Origin of the sequence: Alloyangia pacifica (assembly GCF_020524285.1) — a bacterium.
Taxonomy (GTDB): Bacteria; Pseudomonadota; Alphaproteobacteria; order Rhodobacterales; family Rhodobacteraceae; genus Salipiger; species Salipiger pacificus_B.
Genome location: NZ_JAIVKX010000024.1, coordinates 44794 through 66671, shown reverse-complemented (window position 1 = coordinate 66671; position 21878 = coordinate 44794). Strand labels below are relative to the sequence as shown.

Sequence of the window (21878 nt, the reverse complement as noted above, 5' to 3'; positions counted from 1 at the left end):
GTCGCCAAACTCATGGAGCACGAGGCTGTTGTTGTACGCGTGCAGCTAAGCTGCGAACCGCAGGCCACGCCCCCATCTTTGCAAAAAATGCATGCATTTCTATCCGCTGCCCCTACGTAATGTGGGATTCCGGACACGGTCCTTCGGCGAGAAACGTCTTCCCCCGGCCTTGAGTGTTTGAACTTTCCGGCCAACACCGCGAAGGTGCCGCCAACAAGAGAATGGAGCGCCTCGGATCTTCGGGCAGGTGTCGAGTGCTTTTAGGGCATAGGGCCGGGGACGTTCTGAACGAGGCGGAGTTCCGGAATGCCAGGTCCGAAAAGCGGGTTGCGACGCAACCGGAGAATGAAGGGTGCGGTGCCGCTGACCACGGCGCTTTGCCTCAGCCTGTCCGCTGGTCCGGCGATCCCGCAGGAGGCCCCTTGGTCGCGCCCGACGCTGAACTTCATGGGCGTGCCAGGGATCATCGATATGCCGACGGCGCATCCGATGCGCGATGCAGATCTGAGCATGTCGCTGGGGGGATTCGAAGACACCCTCCGGAGCACACTGCATTTCCAGATCACGCCGCGGCTGTCAGGCGTGTTTCGATATGTGAACCTCAATGGGTTCGCAGACCGGGACTACTACGACCGCAGTTTTGACCTTCGGTATCTCATTGCGAACGAAGGACGCTACACGCCGGCTGTGAGCGTAGGTCTGCAGGACTTCGGTGGGACAGGTATCTACGGTGGGGAATATCTCGTCGCGACTAAGACCTTTGGCCGCTTGAGAGCGACAGGTGGCATCGGATGGGGCCGCTTTGGGAGTTACAACGGATTTACAAACCCTCTCGGGGTTTTCCGTGAAAGCTTTGAGACACGGCCGCGCGACAAGGCTGAAATCAGTCAGACTGGTCGGGTCGATACAGACCAATGGTTTCGTGGGGATGCAGCTTTCTTCGGGGGGCTGCAATACGCGGTCAATGATCGGCTTATTTTTTCCGCCGAATACTCATCTGATTCTTATGAACGAGAATCCAGTAGCAGCATGAATTTCGAGCACAACTCACCCTTCAACCTCGGCTTTAGCTACCGCCTCACTGATGGCCTCGACCTGAGCGCCGCCTACCTCTATGGCTCCACGCTCGCTGCCCAGCTCAGCTACACGTTCAACCCCAAGACCCCCAGCGCTTATCCCGGCGGCACAGGCCCGGCGCCCAAGCCGGTGTTCCTGCGCCCGGCGCAGAGTCTGTCGGACCTCGGCTGGACGCAGCAGCCGGATGCCGCGGAGATCCTGCGCAGCACCCTGAAAGGCTTGCTCGAGGCGGACGACATGGAACTCGAGCGCTTCGGGGTCGAGGCGCATGTGGCGCGGGCGGAGGTGCGCACTGGCGCACAGCCTTCGACGGCGCAGGCGGTGGGCCGGGTCGCGCGGGTCATGAGCCAGCTCATGCCGGCCTCGGTGGAGCGTTTCGAGATCACCCTCGTCACCGGCACCGGCCTGCCGGTCAGCCGGGTCGTGCTGAACCGCAGCGATCTCGAGGAGCTCGAATACGCCCCCGATGGTGCCTGGCAGAGCTATGCGCGGGCCAAGGTCGAGGATGCCCTGCCCGAACGCGCCGGGCAGATCGTGCCGCAGGGGGCCTTCCCGAAATACGAGTGGTCGCTGGCGCCTTACCTGAGCTCCTCCTATTTCGATCCGCGCCAGCCGATCACCCTGACTCTCGGCGCGCAGCTGCGCGGCAGCATCGAGCCGGTGCCGGGCCTGGTGCTGGAAGGCGCCGTGCGCCAGAAGCTGACCAGCAACAGCGCGGGTATCCGCCCGTCCAATTCGGTGCTGCCACACGTGCGGACCGACAATACGCTCTACCAGGAGACCGACGACCCGACGCTCAACTACCTGACGGCGACGCAGTATTTTCGCCCGGGGCAGGATGTCTTCGCGCGCGTTACCGCCGGCTATTTCGAGCCCATGTACGGCGGCATCTCGGGAGAAATCCTCTGGAAGCCGGTCGACAGCCGCCTCGGCCTCGGGCTCGAGGTGAACTACGCGCAGCAGCGCGAGTACGAGCAGGGCTTCGGATTCATGGATTACGGCGTGGTGACCGGCCACGCCTCAGCCTATTACAAGGCGCCCAACAACTTCCACTACCAGGTCGATGCCGGGCGCTACCTCGCCAAGGACTGGGGCGCCACCTTCGGCGTCGACCGCGAGTTCGACAACGGCATCCGCATCGGCGCCTTCGCCACCTTCACTGATGTCTCCTTCGACGATTTCGGCGAGGGCTCCTTCGACAAGGGCATCCGCTTCTACGTGCCGCTCTCGGCGCTTACCGGCGAGCGCTCGGACGTCGCGGTCTCCCGCGCGCTGCGCCCGGTGCTGCGCGACGGCGGCGCGCGGCTCGAGGTCGGCACCCGGCTCTACCAGCAGGTGCGGCAGTACCAGCAGCCGGAGCTGCAGGGACAATGGGGGCGGTTCTGGCGATGAAGATGCGTGCGCTTTTCACGGGCCTCGCGCTCTCGCTGCTCGCCGGCTGCGGCAGCGATCTGAACATGTTCCGCTATTTTGCCGATCTCGGCACTGCGGTCGCGGACCTCGGCAAGCCGCAGCAGGACATCCGCGAGGTGATCACTCCGCAGATGCTGGCCGCCACCGGACGCCCGGTGCTGCTGGCGACGCTGCCGCAGCGCGGCACCCAGGTGCTCTTCGTCGAGGACACGCGCAATGGCGACAGCGTGTCCTGGCTCTCGCCGTCGAACGAGGCGATTGTGCTGCAGGGTGGCGTGCTCATCGCCACGCGCGCGGCGGGGGGCGACCTGATCTCGGCCGACGTGCGCGACGTGCGCGCGGCGCTGGCCGGGGCGCCGGGCCCGGCCGAGCGCATCCACCGCTATCTCGACGGCGAGAACCATATCACCGTGCATGCCTATATCTGCGACTACAGCCGCGCGCCGGATGTCGCCGAAGCCTATTTCCGCCAACTCGAGGTCACCCGGGTGGACGAGCGTTGCACCGGCCCGCAGGAGAGTTTCGAGAATCACTACTGGATCGCCGGCTCGGGCGACGTGGTGCGTTCGGAACAATGGATCGGCACGGCAGTTGGCAGTTTGATCTACGAGCGGCTGAGCAATTGGGCAGATTACTGAGCCGCGGCGCAGAAGGTGGCGCGAAGATGACATTTATCCCCCTGTCATCTCATTGAAATTGCCTAGGCGAAATGGATTTGCTAGGGCTTCGAGTAAGTTTGTTTAGGAGAAGTGCTATGACCATGAAGACCATGATGGGGCTTTCAGCGGCCTGCGTTCTCGCGTTTACCTCCCTTGCCAGTGCTCAGGGCGTCGGCGGCGGCGCGGGTGTTGCCAACCCCGGCGGCACTCAGAGCGCGGGCCTCGGCGGCGGTGGTGCCGGCGGCGGCGCGGGCGCCGGTGTCGGTGGCGGCGTGGGGGCCGGCGCAGGTGTCGGTGGTGGCATCGGCGCGGGCATCGGCGGTGGCGTCGGGATCGCAGGCGCGGCGGGCGCAGGCCTGGCCGGCATTTCGGGCACCCTGCTTGCGGCTGGCCTCGGTACGCTGGCCGTGGGCGGCATCGCGGCGGTGGCCTCCGGCGGCGACAAGGGCAAGGGCACGCCCAGCACCTCGACCTCCACGGGCAGCACCAGCTCGACCTCGAACTGAGGCTCGCCTGAGCGGCGGGTCGTCAATTCCGCCACAGGTTGAGAAGAAATCAGGCGGACCTTTGCAGGGTCCGCCTTTTTCATGGGCTCCCGCATGGCCTGCGGCGGCAAATCCATCTACTCTGCGCGCAAGGGGTCCGTCCCCGCCAGAACACAATCTTCACGAGGAAGAACATGGGCAAAAAGGCCTTGAGCAGCCTGGCCGTGACAGGCCTTCTGATGCTGGGCGGCTGCGGCGTCGCCTACCAATCGCCGTCGGTGAACCCGATGAGCGCCAGCGCCTCGAAGGTGCGGGTGCTGGAAATCACCCCGGAAACCGTGCTGGCGGCCAACCGCTCGGGGTACAGCCCCAAGCAGTTGCCGGCGGTCTTCTTCGCCAATGCCGGTGGCGGCAGCACCCAGCGCGGCGCCGGCGCCGTGCCCGACCCGGTGGTGGACTACCAGCCGCGCCCCGACATGCTCGAGACGCGTGTGCCGCCGGCGGTGCCCGACGCGCCCTATACGATCGGCATCGGCGACGTGCTGCTGCTGGCCACGCCGCAGACCGGCTCGACAGTCGAACAACTGACCGGGCTGCTGGCCGCCTCGAACTCGCGGCAGGGCTACACGGTGCAGGACGACGGGGCGATCGCCATCCCCAACGTCGGCCGCGTGCAGGTCGCGGGGACCACGCTCGAGGAAGCCGAAAACCGCCTGTTCCAGCGCCTGGTGGAAAACCAGATCGACCCGACCTTCAGCCTCGAGGTCGCCGAGTTCAACTCGAAGAAGGTCTCGATCGGCGGCGCGGTGGCGCAGCCCGCCGTGGCACCGATCACCCTCACCCCGCTCTACCTCGACGAGGCGCTGGCGGCGGCGGGCGGGATCACCGCCGAGGATCTCGACTATGCCTCGGTGCGCATCTACCGCGACGGCACCATTTACCAGATCCCGCTGCGCGAGCTCTACTCGAGCAGCCGCCTGTCGCGCGTTCAGCTCACCGACGGCGACGCGGTCTTCGTCGACACGGAATACACGCTCGATCGGGCTCAGGCCTATTTCGAGGAACGCATCCGCCTCGCCGAGTTCCGCCAGGATGCGCGCATCGCTGCACTAAATGAGCTCAACGCCGAGGTGAGCATCCGCCGCGGCGCGCTGGCCGAAGAGCGCGAGAACTACATGACCCGGCTCGAACTCGATTCCGTGGATCGCGACTACGTCTATCTGACCGGTGAAGTGGAGAGCCAGACGCGTTTCGCGCTGCCCTTTGGCCGCACCGCGACCTTGGCCGATGCGCTCTATTCCAATGGCGGAGTACCGACCCGCACCGGCAACGTGGCCGAGATCTACGTGCTGCGGGGCTCGCCCGATCCGCGCGAGTTCGGCGCGTTGACCGCCTGGCAGTTGGATGGCCGCAACGCCGCAAACTTCCTGCTGGCAACGCGCTTTGAGTTGCGACCCAACGACGTGGTTTTTGTGGCTGAGCAGCCGGTGACGCGCTGGAGCAACGTGATCACGCAGATTACCCCGTCGCTGATCACCTCGACCGCGGCGCAGCTGAACTGAGCTGAACGATCACATAGCTGGCTATACAACCTAAGGCTGTCAGGCGGGTCCTTCTCGCTCCGCGGAGAAACCAACGAGATGAAGTGATCTGATTTTTCATCAGACGCTTCTATTTTGGGATTATCCCCTGCGGGCGAGCCCGCCGAAACTTGAGGCTGCAGGCGAACTGGGCTCTCTCTAATAACCGGTTAGACGTCTTTTTGAATCGTGCTAAACGGTAGCAAAGCTGCGGCTGCTTCGTTGCGGCCAAACTTGGAGTTACACTTTGACCGACATGAGACGTATCGAATTGGGCTCAAGCGCTGCAACTTCCGCTGCCCAAGAGGACGACGTTGTAGATTTGGGTGCTCTGCTCTCAGCTCTATGGAGAGGCAAGCTCATCATCACATTTGCTGTCTTGCTCGCCATTATCGTTGGTAGCTTTTACGCATATGTCCTTGCCACACCTATGTACCGGTCGACCGCTGTCGTCATGCTGAACAACCGCGAAGAGCAAGTGGTAGACTTGGGAAGCGTAATGGGTGGCCTTGGCTCAGACAGTACCGTCGTCAACACCGAGGTCGAAGTCCTCAAGAGCCGGGTCCTGCTTGGTAAGGTGGTCGACAAGCTCGCTTTGATCAATGACCCGGAATTCAATTCCGCACTGCGCCCAGCCAGTAGCATCGACAAGCTGAAGACCTTTATCAAAGGGCTGTTCACCTCCGCTCCTGACGACACTGGTGAAAATGAGGCTCGTCGGCGTGCCGCTACAATCGACGCTCTGCTAGACAGTCTCACTATTTCCAATGTTCCGCAGAGTCTGGTTTTCCAGGTCACTGTAGAGACAACCAGCCGCGAAAAGTCGGCTAGCATAGCCGACGCGCTGGTCGATCTTTACATCCTCAATCAGCTCGAGGTGAAATTCGAAGCGACCGAGCAGGCTACGACATGGCTGACCGAGCGTGTCACCGATCTGCAGGTCTCGCTCGAAGAGGCGGAAGGCAAGGTCAAGGACTTCCGCGCCAGCACGCCGCTGGTCAGCCCCGAAGCGCTGGAAGGGCTTGAGGTTCAGGTCAAGGACACGCGCGATCGGATCGCCAACATGGAAGCTGCGCAGGAAGCCGCGCAAGTGCGGATAACCGCACTCGAGCAGGCAACCACGCCGCAGGAACAGGCCAAGGCCACCAATGATCTGCAACTGCAGCGTATGCTACCTCGGATCGACGAACCCGCGATCGCGCAGAGCTTCGAGGCACGCTTTGGTCAACTCCTCACCCGCGCAGAAACCGATCTTTCGAGGAACACCAGTCAACTTGCGGCGCTTCGCAACTCCCTGTCGGAACTCGAGAGCCAGACCGATCAGCAAAGCCAAGACCTGATCACCCTGCAGCAGCTGACGCGAGAAGCAGAAGCCAGCCGCCTGCTCTACGAGTATTTCCTGTCGCGTCTGAAGGAAACCTCTGCGCAGCAGGGCGTGCAACAGGCTGACAGCCGGATCATTTCGCCAGCGGTAGTCCCTGTTCGGGCATCTGCGCCACGCAAGTCGCTCATTCTCGCAATGACTGGGCTTCTTGGCCTGATGCTTGGCGCCGCCTTCGTGCTTGTCCGCGAAGCTCGAAACCGTGCATTCCGGACCGCCGAGCAACTGGAAGCGGTAACCGGCTATGCCACAATCGGGCAACTTCCCATGATCAAGGCGAGCCGGCGTAAGGATGCCATCGCCTATCTCAAAGAACGTCCGTCCTCAGCGGCCGCCGAGGCGGTCCGCAATCTGAGAACTTCGGTCATGCTCTCCAATGTGGACACACCGCCCAAGGTCATCATGACCTGCTCGGCCCTGCCTGGCGAAGGCAAGACCACAGTCGCCATGTCGCTGACGCTGAACTTTGCCTCCATGGGCAAGAAGGTTCTGCTTATCGAGGGTGACATCCGCCGTAGGGTTTTCGGCCAGTACCTGACAACCGAGCAAACCGACGGCGTCGTCTCAGTACTGACCGGCGTCAAGCATTTCGATGAAGTGGTTACCCATGACGAACTCGTTGGAGCCGACGTACTACTCGGCGACAAGGGGCAGTCCAACGCCGCCGACATCTTCTCCTCACTGCGCTTCGCAGAGCTGTTGAAGGATCTGCGAAGCCGCTACGACATCATCATCGTCGATACACCGCCGGTGCTGGTGGTGCCGGATGCCCGAGTGATCGCGCAGCACGTCGATGCCACGGTCTTCGTGGTGAAATGGGACCAGACTCAGAAAGACCAAGTGATCGGGGCGCTGCGCGAGTTCGAAAGTGTCGGGAAGCCGGTGAGTGGCCTTGTGCTGAACCAAATCAGCCCGCGCGGGATGAAGCGCTACGGCTATGGAAATAACTACGGACCCTACTCGGCCTATGGCGCGAAATACTATCTCAACTGATACTTCAATAATGATCCGAATAGATGTCGAGATCACCCAATATCCTACTTCTGAAGCCCGGATTCTACCGGGCCTATCGCCTTCAAGGATGTTAATACTTCCTAAAGAAAATCGAAAGTAAACGCACCGCTCCCCAAAATCGCAACCTCTCACGACCCCTTCAGGCTGATCTAAGAAAGACGTCAAAGCCAGGCCAGTGAGAAACTTTGGTCGCCAAAGTAGCTAAGGATATGGTGGAACCCTGCAATGGTCTGCATCCCTAGAAACCATGCCTCTCGCAAAACTTTCGTTCTTCGAGCATCCTTGGGAAATATAGCGAGTTGTAGGAAAAAGGCTGGGCCACGGACGATCACTCGCAATCAAATTGAGGACGGAAAATGAAAGCTCGTATCCCGCGCCTCACAACGCTATACGCGGCCCTTATTCCGCTGGTTGTACTACCATCGCCAGTTGGCAAGATCGGTGCAGTAGACTTAATTCTGCCGTTTGCACTATTTGGCCTTATTGCTTACCGTGAAAGAAAGTTAACTGTTCCTGAGCTTTTTCTCTCAACCCTTGGGATACTCGCCTTTCTATCGACATTTTTCAACATCGCTCGTGGAATAGCGCCACCAGAAGCAATCCTCCTCGTGCGAGTCTTCGCAATTTTCTTGCCGTTTATCATAGTTATGTCGAAAAGAAACTTCGGAGATGACGATCTATGGGTTTTGACAAAAGTATTTTTGACCTCAGGCGGCGTTGCGATCCTGCTCGGTATCGCAATGCACCACCTCGGCATACAGGTGAGGGATGACCAGCAACGAAATTGGTATGGTAATGGCCTCGGGTCCAGTATACGAGCGGGCGGCCTTCTTGGAAATACAGGTGGCTTTGGGCACATCTCAAGCCTTTGGGGGATTGTATGTGCCGGAATCCTCCTGTTGAAAGGAATGCGGTACTGGGCTGTTTTAGTTATTTTTATATCTCTATACGCAACCTACATATCCACATCGAGAGCCGCATTCATACATATCGCCGTAAGCCTGATATTCTTAATTCCAATTTTCTTTGGGGGCCGAAGAATAATTAGTGCGCTTGTCGCAACACCAGTGGTATTTATTGGCTTCATATACTGGGCCGTTGGCTCTGATGTATCCCCGGAGACGCTCTTCGCACTTCGGCGACTGGATATTCTGAATCTAACAGGAGAAAGCCTTTTCTTCAAGACAGTGCGATTTAATAACTGGTCTATATACTTGGACTACGTTCTTAATTACCCCGCATGGGGTATCGGATTCAAAAATACAGACCATATGATTGGGACACCCGGAGATAATAGCTTCCTGACCATTACTCTTGAGCTAGGGGTCCTGTGCGGGGTCCTGTACGCAGCATTTTGGATTTGGCTTATCTGTCGATTCCTTTTTGCTAAAGGCGCAAGGCGATTAGTCGGACTTTCGATTGTATCAGGCGAAATTGTACATGCGCTCACGCTTGACACACACACCTTGTGGATTTCCACACCGGCGGCACTTTTGTTCATTGCGGCTCTTGTTCGCACCACGCCACGGCATACAAATGTAAAAATAGGTGACTACGCCTTGTCCAAGACGGCCCCCAACATTGGCCTTCACGAAAATGTCGCACATTAACAGGCTTCACATACGCCGGTGGCGTCAGTCGTGTATCGACCCAGCGGATTCTGCTCAGGTTAGGCCGCTAATCTAAATGCCCCGGCAGGCGTGCGCATGGCAAGCGCCTGATGAGGGCGACGGTTGTTATAAAAGGCAATCCAGTCACCGATGACGCGCATCGCATGTTGGATGCTTTCGAAGCGGTGGCGATGCACGCACTGCTCTTTCAGCGTCCGGATGAAGCGCCCAACCATGCCATACTGCTGTGGGCAGTGCGATGTGATAAACTCCTGCTTCAGCCCGTAGCTGCCGACGATGGCCGTGAAGTGGAGGCTGGTGAAGAATGAGCCATTGAGGCGCCATTGGTGCGAGCCCAATGGCGAATGCCATTGTCTGACCTCAGCAAGAACTCCTCCTCGACCCGGCCTAGAGCGCCGAATCTCGCGATCAGCGCATGCTCGAGAGCGGCCTGGCCGTCCTTTCCGGTCCAGATGCGGGCGAGGTCGGTCGACCATCTCTCGTTCGGCGCAGCTGCGACGGAGGGTACCGCCTGGATGCGGAGCCGCATGCACACGGCGCGCTTGCGAACCTGCCAGCCCTTGATCTGGAAGATCCTCTACACCGCGTTCTTGTTGAAGCCCAGGAGCCAGGCCATGGTCCAATAGCAGAAGGACGGCTCCTCCTCGATCATCTTCTTGATCGGTTCGGCGAAGCGGGGATCGACCTTCGGCGCGGCTTTCACCGGCTTGTAGTACACAGTGCGCCGGAGAATGCCGAACCACATGCAGAGCTTGGCGATCGACACTGCGACGCCCTCCGCCAAAAGGCCCTGCTGGGTGCGACGGATCAATTCCCGTCCTACGTATCCAGCAGGGCCTGAAGCTTTTTCGGGCCCGTAGCTCCAGCAGCCTTGCCATAGGCTTCCTGAAGGTCTCGGAGCTGCTTCTCGTATTGCTCGCGGATGTGGAGCGGGTTGGCGCGCAGCGAGTTCTCCATGCCGCGCTTCGCATCTTCGACCCACCCTTCAACTTCGGAGGGTGTGAGGTCGAATGATCGACTTGCCTCCGACACAGTCGTCTTGCCCTGGATGATCTCGATCACCGGAGCCGTCTTCCGCTTCGCCGTCCAACGCTTGATGCTGTCGTCCATAGTCATACTCATTGCTATGTTCTCCATTGTAGCATGAGCAGGTTTTCACTGGGTCGATACACCTTCGCATTGAGCGCCGGCCTGTGATCTCGGCGCGGTTGTCTTGCTATAGGCCTTCTACTCGCTCGCAGCATCACGCTGCTATTGGGCGGCAGATGCACTTATCTCGGCCGTTCAGAATTCCGGATCAACTCTTACCTCAGCGCACTATTATCAACCGACTATGACCTAAACATGCAAAGGATCGAAGATTCTAGGCCCAAATGTTCTTTAATCCAGCCCCTTATCCAAATGTGAACAATAGAAACGGATAACGCGAAAATGACCGCAACACCGACACCTCCTGCCACCCAAGCGGCAATCGGAAGGCAGGCCATCGAAAACAAATTCACAGAAATGAAAATCCTATTCATAACCGCAGGATTCCCGCTCTGGCTCAAAATTCCGTTAGTAGGGCCGCACAACGCCGATATCGTATATCCAGAAATGATAACTATCAAAATACTGTATCCAGAAATAAAATCTGACCCAAATATACTCAGCACATTCTTGCCAAAAATGGCTATCAAGAAGAGTATCAACGCACTCGAAGATAGCGCGAAGACTGCAATGACTTTTATACTCCTCTGAACAAATTGCATGTCCCCATCTCGCAAGCCGCGTGACAGTTGCGGCGCAGCAACTAGCATCATGGACGCAGGCAAAAACTGCATAGCTTGGGCGGTCTTTAACGCAGCAAAGAAAATTGCTGCGTCCTTAACTGATAAGACATAGGCGATCACGATAGTGGAAACGTTGGGCATACCAGCACTGATTACTGCGTTAACCCAATACTGAAGCGAAAGTTTGTATTCGCGATCGAGAACTTTCTCGCCGCCATTCAAACTCTTCCATATATTAACGTTTCGATCGACAAACGTCTGACCCAGAGTCAGAATAGACAGTCCGATTGCGGACCACCAAAGAACTACCTCGGCAGAAACATGTGTTTTGGAAAATAAGAGATACGCGACACCCCCTATAGTTGAAAGTCGCCAAAAAATATCTCTATTTGAAAATGCCGCAAAAATATAACCACGCCCCCTCAAAATATGAAGCTGTAGGTCAGCCCACGCCATGGCAGCCAACAACGCGACGGTCGCCGCAGGAAACTTTATTCCCCAGGCTCGGCAGCATAGGAAAACTGCCAATCCTGTGATAACCATTCCTCCGAGCCATCGAAGATAAGATCGTTTCACAAGCCCATTAGCAGCGCTAAACTGATGATCATCACACCTTGGAAGCGCCCTGAGCAAGAACTGAGACTGTCCCAAAAGTGAAATCTGGCAGGACAAGCTTGCAATTGCAAAGCTCGAGCTAAAAATTCCGTAGTCCTCGATCAGCATAGAGCGCGATAAATACGCAAACATGAAATACGTTAGCGCCGCCCCCAGAATTTTTATTAAAATTACGAGACCAGCTCCTCGCCAAAGGCGAGATATTGACCGAGCATCACTATGCATACTTTTCTCTATCTTCTAAAATATCTCTGTATATTGACAGCGTTGACCTGGCCATTCCTTCAACTGAAAATTTTTCAGAAATTGATTTGACAGCTCTCGTTCGAATTTCCTGCCGACGACCCTCAGATAAGTTCGCTATCGACAAAGCCGCACAATTCGGGTCATCTACAGGAAATAGTATTCCATCCTCTTCGTGCCGAATTGCGTCTCTATTTCCTACAACATCCGTTGCGACCACGATAGATCCCTCGGACATCGCCTCAAGGACCGCAAGAGGTAGCCCCTCCCAAAGAGACGTTGAAATGAATACGTCCGCGTTTCTATAGTAGTCTCTGGGGTTATTTACTGGACCCACAAGCTCAACGCAGTCATTTAGACCGCGACGATCTACTTCAGATTTGAACTCTTCGACATCACTAGCGTCGCCTTTGCCAATTATTTTTAGATGGAAATCTAGGCCGCGTGACTTGAGCGCAACAACAACATCTAAAAGCAGCTTCGGATTCTTTTGCGCATTGAACCTATTTACGTTTAGAATACGCAACTGACTTGAAGAATGAGGCCTCTCGCTAATTTTGGAAACTTCGACGCCATTGTATACGACCCGAATTTTTGAATCTTGAATTACTCTTGAGCCTAAAATTTCATTTTTCTCACTGTGTGAAACGCATATCGCAAGCGAAGTCGTTAGACCGAACACTCGCTCGAGAAATAGATATGCGCTTCGACCAACATTTCCGTAGTCACCGATATGAAGCCCATGAAAGGTATGTACTGTCGGAACCCTACATACCAAACTAAGAACCCTCGAATAGACACCTGCGCCCTTGCCATGTGAGTGAATGATATCTATTTCTTGTTGCCTAATAAACCGACTTAGCCCTCGAGCACTATTAAGGGTGAATTTTCGTTTGGGAATCTTCACCATCCCAACGACATTCGGAAGCTTGGAAAACTTCTCCCAATATGGTTCTTCATTTGGGCAGGCGATATAAATTTCCGCTTCCTCACCTATTGCGCGGCAGAGCTGAAACAAGTGCTCCGGACCACCACCCAAATCAGCTCTCGCAGATATCATGAGGATCTTCATTACAAGCTCAATTCCTTATCGCGGCAGCCAATGAGTGAGGTCGCGGGAAATGGACTTGGAAAGCAGAAGAATATCGTCTCGGAAATATTCCTGGAGCTCTGCAAGTAGATATTGAGGCATTTCCTGGCGACTTTTCTTTTGATTCAATGACCTTTTTAAATATTCAACGGGAGGATATCTTTTCTCCCAGAGGTGTTTCCTCAGTGCCAGCACGGGTTTCTCTAGGGCGCTGGGAGGGGTCAAAATAAGCTTCGCCAACCATTCAACTCTGTGGCCGTGTGCAGAATTCATTACTGGGAATTCACTTCGACCATCATCCGGAAGCTCCAGGAACTGCAGAGTTTTCCGATAAACGCTTTCCGCGTCCTTTTTAAGATCGTCTATCAAGATAACCATGAGTTGATCTTCGGGAACGATCGACTGCAAGTGCGAAATCTGTTCGCCAAGGGACGCAACTTTTCCATATTGAAGGAACTCGGGCTCGCGGCAGCCTCGCGGTATCGCTTCGCCTCTTGCCCTTTTGCTTTGAAGCTTCCACGCTTCCTCAAAGGACACAACATCTTCGTGGAGAGAGTACCTCTGTTCCATGTGGTATGCTGGCGCAAGCTCAATCGGATTGCGCGCCATTACAATAATCTTAGCTTTCGGATCGAATTCTAGAATATTCTTCACTGCATTTTTCGACCTGAGATAGCGCGTTGACCCTTCAGCGACCACCTTGTGTTTCTCCGGATCAGCTGCCGCGAAAAGTTTTAAGTAGTCCTCGATGTTCTCAATTTTCAACTCATGCTTCAGCTTCGGAAAATCAAAGCACCAGTAAAAAACCTCCTTTGGGTTACTGAAAAACACATTTGGGTGGTCGTTCAAATAAGCAGCGAGCGCCGTTGTTCCGCATTTTGGAGCGCCAATGATGAATGTATTCGGGTTCTTCATTTCGACCACCGTTCCTCTAGGTTAGTATGAAACACATCTGAAAGCCACAATATGTTAGGATTGGCGACATCCATTATCTTCTGCCGCTCCAACTCTGAAATTGGAGGCTTTTCGTTGATTGGCTTAAAGAGTATACGCTGCACCACGGCATTATATTTAACCTTGGCAATTATCTTTTGACCGCCACGTCGCTTGAGAAATTTAGAGGCTCTGTTGACGATATTCGATAGTGCGACATTTCTCGCCTTGGCCGCAGCATTGACCGGCTTCACCTGCTCCAGAGTCAACTCCATCTTTGAGATATCGAGAAATCGACAAAGTGCATCAAAAACCTTTTGCGGCTCGGACTTTATCTGATCGAATGTGTAAAGAAATATTCTGTCAATACCGAACTCATTGATATATGGTTCGATCAATTCTTTATACTCCAGACTTTCCCAGTCGAATCCGTCGCTCACCCAATCTGAAAACGTTCCACTATACCTTCCATTTCGAACGCAAAATAGATAGTCAGACATGCAGTAATCAACCGGTTGCCTAAGTCCGATCACAATCTTCACATCTGGTAAATCTGACTTTATCCTATTAATCGCCGATGGCACTTGTAAATATCTATGAGATATCTCACCGATCACTTGACCGACCTCGGCGTCTTCAAAGAACTTCGCGTACCACGCAGAACCACGCTGATAGTTCAGGTCGAAGTAATTTGTTTCCTTTACTGGAGTCATGAAAATTTCTGGGTGAGCCTTTAGAGACTCGAACAACCACGTTGTAGCAACTTTACCTGTACCTACGTAGATGAAATCAGGGTATTTGCTGCTCGAAGGTTCGAAACCAGGATTTTTCATCATCTTCTCCATGCCTTACACACTCCTAGAAATCATTTCCATGATCTCTTTCTGGAATCTACAATTCGAAAACTGCTCCGCATGCTCGATAATCTTCTTTTGGTCGAATTTTTTATATGTCGCTTCAAGCTTTTCCATTGCTTCCGTTAAGCATTTCGATGACGGCTCATCAAATAGTACACCTGTTTCACCATCCACCACGGTCTCCAGCGCACCACCTCCAGCGTAGGCGATGACGGGCCTTCCTGAAGCCATGACTTCAACGGGGATAATACCAAAATCTTCGACCCCGGGGAAAATTAGAGCTTTGCATTGCGCGTAGTGTCTCTTGAGCTCGTCGAACGGAACTTTTCCGAGAAATGTAATATTTTCTCCCGCCATCTCTTCTAGCTTAGCTCGCTCGGAACCTTCCCCGATAACCACAAGCTTTCTTTTCGACCCTTTGAAAGCCTTTATGGCTAAGTCTGCGCGCTTGTAGCTCGCGAGTTCACCTGCATATAGGTAAAAATCTTGGGGTTCTTGGTATTCTTTTGGCCTAAATTCGCTTGTGTTTACGGGGGGATATATTACGTCCGCATCACGCCCCCAAAACTTCCTCGTCCGCTTCGCGACGAATTTAGAATTAGCGACCAATTTGTCTATCCTACGCGCAGAGGTGACATCCCATATTCGTAGTTTATGTGCCAAGATCGGCATAATCGCTCTCGTGATAAAACCTGATTGTTTCCGATAGACGTGATATTGATCCCATATATATCGCATTGGGGAGTGGACATAGCATATATGAACAGCATCTGGGCGAGTTATCACACCTTTTGCGGGCCCAGATTCAGATGATATGACAAGATCATACTCGCTCAAGTCTAGAGCCTCGAGCGCATGCGGCATGAGTGGTAGATACTTTTGGTAGTGTTTTCTGGCGCCAGGGAGGTTTCCGATGAACGTTTCAGTTATTCTGTGGGCGTTCAATGTATCGGAAAGTTTCTCGGGTATCGCCACATGAGTATATATGTCGGCGTTTGGAAAAAGTTTACAGAGCTCTTCCAGAACTTTTTCGCCACCTCGCATTCCAACGAGCCAATAATGGACTAATGCAATCTTCATAGTATCGATACCTTGCGTCGTGACCTCGCTGCGGCGCGGCGTCCCACCTCTAAGTCATGTATGTTTGGTATGTAAAGTTCCTACCCGCCAAAGTTGTGTGTGTTTTCTCGCTGCGCACAAAATTAGGTAAGTAGAAGCTTCCCGAGCACTCTAACTTCTCGCATCTTGATGTTCTCATTCGTGTAAACATCTGTGTTTATGTTGATTTGTTGAGAGCAGCGCGCAAACGTTCGCGCGCTATTCCGTGGGGCGCGGCCGCGCGCTCGTCTTGTGAGTGTGGCGTCCGGATGTATAGGCATTCTGCGATTCTTGCGCAAACAAGGATAGCCTCCGACGTCATTTGTATGTTGGCGCTTGGCGCACTTCCATCAGAGGTCGCCCAGCCAGACCGCGCTCCCCAGCATGCGTCGCACCACCCCGGGCTGGCCCGAGACGCCCATACGGGCGAAGACCTGCTTGGAGGTGCTGCGCGCGGTCTCCTGCGTCCAGCCCAGATCCGCCGCCGCCTCGGCGAGGCTGAGCCCGTCGCAGAGGCAGGCGGCCAGCCGGGCCTCGCTGCGGCTGAGGCCAAAGGCGGCGCGGATCCGTTCCGGCGGCAGCGCCCGCGCCGCGAGCCCGTGACGCAATCGGCCGAGCAGCAGCACTTCCCCGGCGACAGCCTCGCGGGTGAGCATGAGCTCGACCCGGGGTGCGCGTGACAGAAGCACCGGCACCGGCGCCTCCGCCCCGCTTTCGACCGTCGCCAGTGCCAGGCGCAGGGCCTGGGCGGCGGGTTCGGGCAGGGTCAGCCTTCCGTCGGCGCGCAGGGTGATGCCGGCCAGCGCCTCGAGCCGCTCTGCCAGCCCCTCGGCGAGGGCGGTGACCTGCCCGGAGGGGGAGAAGAGCAGCCAGCCCGCGCCGAGATCGCTGGCCAGCCCGCGGTCGAGCGCGGCGCGCAGCCGCGCCTGCTGCAGCTGTTGCCAGCCGCCCAGGGCGACGCCGAGATAGGGCGTGAGGTTGGCCAGCTGCAGGCCATCAATGGCGCGGAAATCCTCGCCGCGGCGGCGCAGGGCCAGCAACACGCGGGCGCCGGTGGCCTCGCTGCGTCCGCCGCGGCCGAGGCGCCAGCGCAGGGCGCGCAGCGGCAGGTCCTCGCCCTGCCCCGCGGGCTCCCCCGGACCCGGCCCCGGCAGGTCGACCTGCGAATAGACCCGGCCGCTGCGCATGCGCTCGACCACGCTCTCGGAGGGCCCCTCCCAGGCCGGGCCGATGTGCCAGCTCCGCACCGGGCTGCCGGGCCAGAACAGCCGCAGCAGCGCGCTCTCGGCCAGGGTGGCGGCGCTGAGCCGGGCGAGGAAGTGCTGCCAGAGCCCCTCTTCGCTCTCCGCGCCTTCCCCGGAAGTGCCCCCCGAAGTGCCCATGGATGCGGCAAACAGCGCCGCGAGGATCTCGGTTTCGTCGGACATGCCCCGCCTTCTCGCCAGATGCCCCCCATATGGGGGGTTTTTCGCACCCGCAGCAAGGGTAGATCAGGCCTTCAGTACAGTTCTGACCAGAGGCCCCCCGATGGACACCAAGACCCTCACCCACCTGCAGCGCCTGGAAGCGGAAAGCATTCACATCCTGCGCGAGGTTGTCGCCGAGGCCGAGAACCCGGTCATGCTCTACAGCGTCGGCAAGGACAGCGCCGTGATGCTGCACCTGGCGAAGAAGGCCTTCTACCCCAGCCCGCCGCCCTTCCCGCTGCTGCACGTGGACACCACCTGGAAGTTCCAGGACATGTACAAGCTGCGCGACAAGGCCGCCGCCGACGCCGGCATGGAGCTGCTGGTCTACCAGAACCCCGAGGCGAAGGAGCGCGGCATCAACCCCTTCGACCACGGCGGTCTGCACACCGACATGTGGAAGACGGAGGGTCTGAAGCAGGCGCTCGACAAATACGGCTTCGACGTGGCCTTCGGCGGCGCCCGCCGCGACGAGGAGAAATCCCGCGCCAAGGAGCGCGTCTTCTCCTTCCGCTCGGCCAACCACCGCTGGGATCCGAAGAACCAGCGCCCCGAGCTCTGGCGGCTCTACAACGCCCGCAAGACCAAGGGCGAGAGCGTGCGGGTCTTCCCGATCTCCAACTGGACCGAGCTGGACATCTGGCAGTACATCCACCTCGAGAACATCGAGATCGTGCCGCTGTATTTCTCGCAGCCGCGCCCGACGGTGGAGCGCGACGGGCTGCTGCTCATGGTCGACGACGAGCGCTTCCCGCTCGCCGAGGGCGAAGAGCCGGTAATGCGCTCGATCCGCTTCCGCACGCTGGGCTGCTACCCGCTGACCGGCGCCGTGGAGAGCGAGGCGCAGACCCTGCCGGAGGTCATCCAGGAAATGCTGCTGACCACCACCTCGGAACGCCAGGGCCGGGCGATCGACCACGACCAGGCCGCCTCGATGGAGAAGAAGAAGCAGGAAGGCTATTTCTGAGCGCGCCCGAAGCGCTGCGCCAACCTCCCCTTCCAGCCCCAGTTTTCAGGGACATGCCATGACCACCCAGGACCCCATCTACAAGACCGACGCGCTGATCGCCGAGGACATCGACGCCTATCTCGAGGCGCACCAGCACAAGACCATGCTGCGCTTCATCACCTGCGGCTCCGTCGATGACGGCAAGTCGACGCTGATCGGCCGGCTGCTCTACGACAGCAAGATGATCTTCGAAGATCAGCTCGCCGCGCTGGAATCGGACTCCAAGCGCTCGGGCACGCAAGGCGAGGAGATCGACTTCGCGCTGCTCGTCGACGGGCTCGCCGCCGAGCGCGAGCAGGGCATCACCATCGACGTCGCCTACCGTTTCTTCGCCACCGAGAAGCGCAAGTTCATCGTCGCCGACACCCCGGGCCACGAGCAGTACACTCGCAACATGGTGACCGGCGCCTCCACCGCCGATCTGGCGGTGATCCTGATCGACGCGCGCAAGGGCGTGCTGACCCAGACCCGCCGCCACAGCTACCTGGTGCACATGCTCGGCATCCGCCACGTGGTGCTGGCGGTGAACAAGATGGATCTCGTCGGCTACGAGCAGGAGACCTTCGAGCGCATCGTCGCCGACTACCGCGCCTTTGCCGAGAGCATCGGCATCGAGAGCTTCACGCCGATCCCGATCTCGGGCTTCAAGGGCGACAACATCACCGGCCCGAGCGAGAACACCCCCTGGTACGACGGCCCGGCGCTGCTGCCGCTGCTGGAAGAGGTCGAGGTCGAGGACACCCGCGACCAGGCCGGCCCGTTCCGCATGCAGGTGCAATGGGTGAACCGCCCGAACCTCGACTTCCGCGGCTTCTCCGGAATGATCGCCTCCGGCCAGGTCCGCCCGGGCGATCCGGTGCGGGTGCTGCCCTCGGGCAAGACCTCGACCGTGGCGCGCATCGTCAGCCTCGAGGGCGACAAGGATCTCGCCGTCGCCGGCGAGTCGGTGACCATCACCCTGGCCGACGAGATCGACTGCTCGCGCGGCCAGGTCATCGTCGCCTCGCAATCGCCGCTTGAGGTCGCCGACCAGTTCGAGAGCACGCTGGTGTGGATGGACGAGAACGAGCTGGTGCCGGGCCGCGCCTACTGGCTGAAGATCGGCACCCAGACCGTCTCGGCCACCGTCGCCGAGCCCAAGTACGAGGTCAACGTCAACACCCAGGAGCACCTGGCCAGCAAGACGCTCGACCTCAACGCCATCGGCATCGCGAATGTCACCACCGACCGCGAGATCCCCTTTGCCCCCTATGCCGAGAACCGTGACCTCGGCGGCTTCATCCTGATCGACAAGATCACCAATCACACCGTCGCCGCCGGGCTGCTGCATTTCGCGCTGCGCCGGGCGCAGAACGTGCATTGGCAGGCCACCGACATCGGCCGCGATCACCACGCCTCGATGAAGCACCAGAAGCCCGCCGTGCTCTGGCTCACCGGCCTTTCGGGCTCGGGCAAGTCGACCATCGCCAATATCGTCGAGAAGAAGCTGGCGCGGATGAACCGCCACACCTTCCTGCTCGACGGCGACAACGTCCGCCACGGGCTCAACAAGGACCTCGGCTTCACCGAGGCCGACCGGGTGGAGAACATCCGCCGCGTCGGCGAGGTGGCCAAGCTGATGACCGACGCGGGCCTCATCGTGATCACCGCCTTCATCTCGCCGTTCCGCTCGGAGCGCGACATGGTGCGCGGCATGATGCAGCCGGGTGAATTCGTCGAGGTCTTCGTCGACACGCCGCTGGAAGTGGCCGAGAGCCGCGACGTGAAGGGTCTCTACGCCAAGGCCCGCTCGGGCCAGCTGAAGAACTTCACCGGCATCGACAGCCCCTACGAGCACCCCGAGGCCCCCGAGCTGCGCATCGACACCACCGAGATGACGCCGGAAGAGGCCGCGGACCTGATCATCGCGCGGCTGATCCCGTAAGGGAGAGCCACCTGAGACAGACGGAACGGGCCGCGCGGCATGCGCGGCCCGTTTTTCGTGTACTGCCCAATAACAGACACGCCTCCGCTCAGGACCGAGGCAAGTCTCGCAAGAACCTGCCACACACGCATGTGTGAGAGCGGCCCGCGCGCGCGGCCATGATATAGCCGTCGCAAGGCAGCGGCCTGCATGCCGCCCCCGCACGTCCCGGTCCGCAAAGGGAGCCCCCCACGTGAGTTACGACCCGCTTCTGGCAGAGATCCGCTTTGGTTGCGGCCTGTCCCCGGTGCATGCGCCGCCAGGATCCGTGCAGGACATGCTGGAGCGCCTCGCCGGGCCGGACCATGCGGCGGAGCTCTGGCCGATCGACGGCCCCGAGGTGCTGATGGACCGGCAGCAGAGCTTTGCCGCGCTTCAACGCCAGCGCCGGGAAGCGAAGGGCGATGCTGCGCAGCTCCAGCGTATCGCGAAGGACATAAGCGCGCTGCGCAAGGCCGGCCGCGCGGCGCAGCTGCGCTGGTTCGGCCAGAGCCTGCGCCGGCGCATCGGCTCCGAAGATGGCTTTCGCGAACGCCTCGCCTTCTTCTGGGGCGACCATTTCACCGCCATGGGCCGGGGCGCAGCCCTGAAGGACGGCACCTCGCCCTACGTCGAGGGCGCGATCCGGCCGCATCTTGCGGGGCGCTTTGCCGACATGCTCAAGGCGGTGACGACCTCGCCGCTGATGCTGAATTACCTCGACCAGGCCAGTTCCATGGGCCCCGGCAGCGCCGCCGCCGCGCGGCGCAAGAAGCCCGGGGCCGGGCTCAACGAGAACCTCGCGCGCGAGCTCATGGAGCTGCACACGCTCGGCGCGGGCGGCCCCTACGGACAAAAGGATGTCACCGAGCTGGCGCAGCTGCTCACCGGGTTCAGCTTCACGCACAAGCAGGGCTTCGTCTTCCGCACGGGCTATGCCGAGCCCGGGCCGGAGACGGTGCTCGGCAGGAGCTACGGTGGCGAAGACCCCGCCCGGCTGGATGAGGTCCTGGCGCTGCTCGAAGATCTCGCCGCCCATCCCGCGACGGCGCAGCACCTGTCGCGGAAACTGGCGGTGCATTTCGTCTCGGACACGCCCGACCTGGAGCTGGTCGAGGCCATGGCGGCGCGCTACCGCGAGACCGATGGCCAGCTGCTGGCGGTCTACGAGGCCATGCTCTCGCATCCCGCCGCCTGGCAGGGGCAGGGCAACGTGAAGCCGCCGGTGGATTTCATCGGATCCAGCCTGCGGGCGCTCGCGGTGGCCGAGCTGCCCGTGGACAAGCGCAAGCATATGGAGCGCTTCTTTGTCCGCCCGCTGCGGATGATGGGGCAGACCTGGGAAACCCCGGACGGGCCGAACGGCTGGCCCGAGGAAGACGCCTCCTGGGTCACCCCGCTGGCGCTGGCCGCACGGCTGCAATGGGCGCTCGCCATCCCCGGGCAGGTGACCGGTGCCCTGCCCGATCCCCGGCAGTTCCTGACCGCCGCGCTCGGCGACCGCGCCCCAGAAAGCCTGCGCTTTGCCGCCGGCGCCGCCGAGGGCCGCCGCGAGGGCATTGCCCTGATCCTCGCCTCCCCCAGTTTCCAAAGGATGTGATGCGCATGACCCG

The 21878-nt window shown here is 58.7% G+C and carries 18 protein-coding genes; 9 read left to right on the top strand and 9 right to left on the bottom strand.

Going from position 1 to position 21878, the window contains the following annotated elements; genetic code table 11:
- Positions 1 to 306: 306 nt before the first annotated feature.
- The 6 genes from LC039_RS25320 (at position 307) to LC039_RS25295 (ending at position 9219) form a co-directional block, all read left to right on the top strand.
- Positions 307 to 2469 (top strand): YjbH domain-containing protein, encoded by a 2163-nt coding sequence (locus tag LC039_RS25320; protein WP_319003747.1) that lies wholly within the window; start codon positions 307 to 309, stop codon positions 2467 to 2469.
- Between the two features lie 2 nt (positions 2470 to 2471).
- Positions 2472 to 3128, top strand: a complete 657-nt coding sequence (locus LC039_RS25315; protein WP_226629406.1) for a YjbF family lipoprotein — start codon at positions 2472 to 2474, stop codon at positions 3126 to 3128.
- Positions 3129 to 3244: 116 nt separating this feature from the next.
- Positions 3245 to 3655, top strand: a complete 411-nt coding sequence (locus LC039_RS25310; RefSeq protein WP_226629404.1) for a hypothetical protein — start codon at positions 3245 to 3247, stop codon at positions 3653 to 3655.
- Between the two features lie 173 nt (positions 3656 to 3828).
- The gene (locus tag LC039_RS25305; protein WP_226629403.1) at positions 3829 to 5196 is read left to right on the top strand and encodes a polysaccharide biosynthesis/export family protein; all 1368 of its coding nucleotides are present in this window, start codon (positions 3829 to 3831) and stop codon (positions 5194 to 5196) included.
- Positions 5197 to 5470: 274 nt separating this feature from the next.
- Entirely contained in the window at positions 5471 to 7588 is a 2118-nt protein-coding gene (locus tag LC039_RS25300; RefSeq protein WP_226629401.1) for a GumC family protein, read from the top strand.
- 377 nt (positions 7589 to 7965) lie between these two features.
- Positions 7966 to 9219, top strand: a complete 1254-nt coding sequence (locus tag LC039_RS25295) for an O-antigen ligase family protein (RefSeq protein WP_226629391.1) — start codon at positions 7966 to 7968, stop codon at positions 9217 to 9219.
- Between the two features lie 59 nt (positions 9220 to 9278).
- On the opposite strand, the gene LC039_RS25290 is transcribed toward LC039_RS25295, so the two are convergent.
- The 9 genes from LC039_RS25290 to LC039_RS25250 form a co-directional block, all read right to left on the bottom strand.
- Positions 9279 to 9578: an integrase core domain-containing protein gene (locus LC039_RS25290; protein WP_226629389.1), complete on the bottom strand. Its 300-nt coding sequence runs from the start codon at positions 9576 to 9578 to the stop codon at positions 9279 to 9281.
- 239 nt (positions 9579 to 9817) lie between these two features.
- On the bottom strand, positions 9818 to 10051 hold the full coding sequence (locus tag LC039_RS25285) for a hypothetical protein (RefSeq protein WP_226629387.1): 234 nt from the start codon (positions 10049 to 10051) through the stop codon (positions 9818 to 9820).
- A gap of 8 nt (positions 10052 to 10059) precedes the next feature.
- Positions 10060 to 10350: a DUF1153 domain-containing protein gene (locus tag LC039_RS25280; protein ID WP_226629381.1), complete on the bottom strand. Its 291-nt coding sequence runs from the start codon at positions 10348 to 10350 to the stop codon at positions 10060 to 10062.
- Positions 10351 to 10571: 221 nt separating this feature from the next.
- Positions 10572 to 11735 carry a lipopolysaccharide biosynthesis protein gene (locus LC039_RS25275; protein ID WP_226629379.1) on the bottom strand — a complete coding sequence of 388 codons (1164 nt, stop codon included), beginning with the start codon at positions 11733 to 11735 and terminating at the stop codon, positions 10572 to 10574.
- Between the two features lie 109 nt (positions 11736 to 11844).
- A complete protein-coding gene (locus LC039_RS25270) occupies positions 11845 to 12942 on the bottom strand; it encodes a glycosyltransferase family 4 protein (RefSeq protein ID WP_226629378.1) in 1098 nt (365 codons plus the stop codon).
- 15 nt (positions 12943 to 12957) lie between these two features.
- Positions 12958 to 13875, bottom strand: a complete 918-nt coding sequence (locus LC039_RS25265; protein ID WP_226629376.1) for a sulfotransferase domain-containing protein — start codon at positions 13873 to 13875, stop codon at positions 12958 to 12960.
- Positions 13872 to 14738: a sulfotransferase domain-containing protein gene (locus LC039_RS25260; RefSeq protein WP_226629375.1), complete on the bottom strand. Its 867-nt coding sequence runs from the start codon at positions 14736 to 14738 to the stop codon at positions 13872 to 13874. The genes LC039_RS25265 and LC039_RS25260 overlap by 4 nt, the downstream gene beginning before the upstream one ends.
- Positions 14739 to 14741: 3 nt before the next feature.
- The gene (locus LC039_RS25255) at positions 14742 to 15830 is read right to left on the bottom strand and encodes a glycosyltransferase (protein ID WP_226629369.1); all 1089 of its coding nucleotides are present in this window, start codon (positions 15828 to 15830) and stop codon (positions 14742 to 14744) included.
- A gap of 368 nt (positions 15831 to 16198) precedes the next feature.
- The gene (locus LC039_RS25250) at positions 16199 to 17275 is read right to left on the bottom strand and encodes a helix-turn-helix transcriptional regulator (protein WP_226629368.1); all 1077 of its coding nucleotides are present in this window, start codon (positions 17273 to 17275) and stop codon (positions 16199 to 16201) included.
- Between the two features lie 100 nt (positions 17276 to 17375).
- On the opposite strand from LC039_RS25250, the gene cysD reads away from it, so the two are divergent.
- The 3 genes from cysD to LC039_RS25235 all read left to right on the top strand — a co-directional run bounded on the left by cysD (position 17376) and on the right by LC039_RS25235 (position 21865).
- Positions 17376 to 18281 (top strand): sulfate adenylyltransferase subunit CysD, encoded by a 906-nt coding sequence (gene cysD, locus LC039_RS25245; RefSeq protein ID WP_226629366.1) that lies wholly within the window; start codon positions 17376 to 17378, stop codon positions 18279 to 18281.
- Between the two features lie 58 nt (positions 18282 to 18339).
- On the top strand, positions 18340 to 20247 hold the full coding sequence (gene cysN, locus LC039_RS25240) for a sulfate adenylyltransferase subunit CysN (protein ID WP_226629365.1): 1908 nt from the start codon (positions 18340 to 18342) through the stop codon (positions 20245 to 20247).
- A 232-nt stretch (positions 20248 to 20479) separates the two neighbouring features.
- Positions 20480 to 21865 carry a DUF1800 domain-containing protein gene (locus LC039_RS25235; RefSeq protein ID WP_226629357.1) on the top strand — a complete coding sequence of 462 codons (1386 nt, stop codon included), beginning with the start codon at positions 20480 to 20482 and terminating at the stop codon, positions 21863 to 21865.
- Positions 21866 to 21878: the final 13 nt, after the last annotated feature.

Excerpts from the sequence above, each read along its gene's own strand:
- LC039_RS25320 (WP_319003747.1), top strand. The coding sequence starts at position 307 with ATGCCAGGTCCGAAAAGCGGGTTGCGACGCAACCGGAGAATGAAGGGT.
- LC039_RS25315 (WP_226629406.1), top strand. The coding sequence starts at position 2,472 with ATGCGTGCGCTTTTCACGGGCCTCGCGCTCTCGCTGCTCGCCGGCTGC.
- LC039_RS25310 (WP_226629404.1), top strand. The coding sequence starts at position 3,245 with ATGACCATGAAGACCATGATGGGGCTTTCAGCGGCCTGCGTTCTCGCG.
- LC039_RS25305 (WP_226629403.1), top strand. The coding sequence starts at position 3,829 with ATGGGCAAAAAGGCCTTGAGCAGCCTGGCCGTGACAGGCCTTCTGATG.
- LC039_RS25300 (WP_226629401.1), top strand. The coding sequence starts at position 5,471 with ATGAGACGTATCGAATTGGGCTCAAGCGCTGCAACTTCCGCTGCCCAA.
- LC039_RS25295 (WP_226629391.1), top strand. The coding sequence starts at position 7,966 with ATGAAAGCTCGTATCCCGCGCCTCACAACGCTATACGCGGCCCTTATT.
- LC039_RS25280 (WP_226629381.1), bottom strand. The coding sequence starts at position 10,350 with ATGGACGACAGCATCAAGCGTTGGACGGCGAAGCGGAAGACGGCTCCG.
- LC039_RS25275 (WP_226629379.1), bottom strand. The coding sequence starts at position 11,735 with ATGCTGATCGAGGACTACGGAATTTTTAGCTCGAGCTTTGCAATTGCA.
- LC039_RS25270 (WP_226629378.1), bottom strand. The coding sequence starts at position 12,942 with ATGAAGATCCTCATGATATCTGCGAGAGCTGATTTGGGTGGTGGTCCG.
- LC039_RS25265 (WP_226629376.1), bottom strand. The coding sequence starts at position 13,875 with ATGAAGAACCCGAATACATTCATCATTGGCGCTCCAAAATGCGGAACA.
- LC039_RS25260 (WP_226629375.1), bottom strand. The coding sequence starts at position 14,738 with ATGGAGAAGATGATGAAAAATCCTGGTTTCGAACCTTCGAGCAGCAAA.
- LC039_RS25255 (WP_226629369.1), bottom strand. The coding sequence starts at position 15,830 with ATGAAGATTGCATTAGTCCATTATTGGCTCGTTGGAATGCGAGGTGGC.
- LC039_RS25250 (WP_226629368.1), bottom strand. The coding sequence starts at position 17,275 with ATGTCCGACGAAACCGAGATCCTCGCGGCGCTGTTTGCCGCATCCATG.
- cysD (WP_226629366.1), top strand. The coding sequence starts at position 17,376 with ATGGACACCAAGACCCTCACCCACCTGCAGCGCCTGGAAGCGGAAAGC.
- cysN (WP_226629365.1), top strand. The coding sequence starts at position 18,340 with ATGACCACCCAGGACCCCATCTACAAGACCGACGCGCTGATCGCCGAG.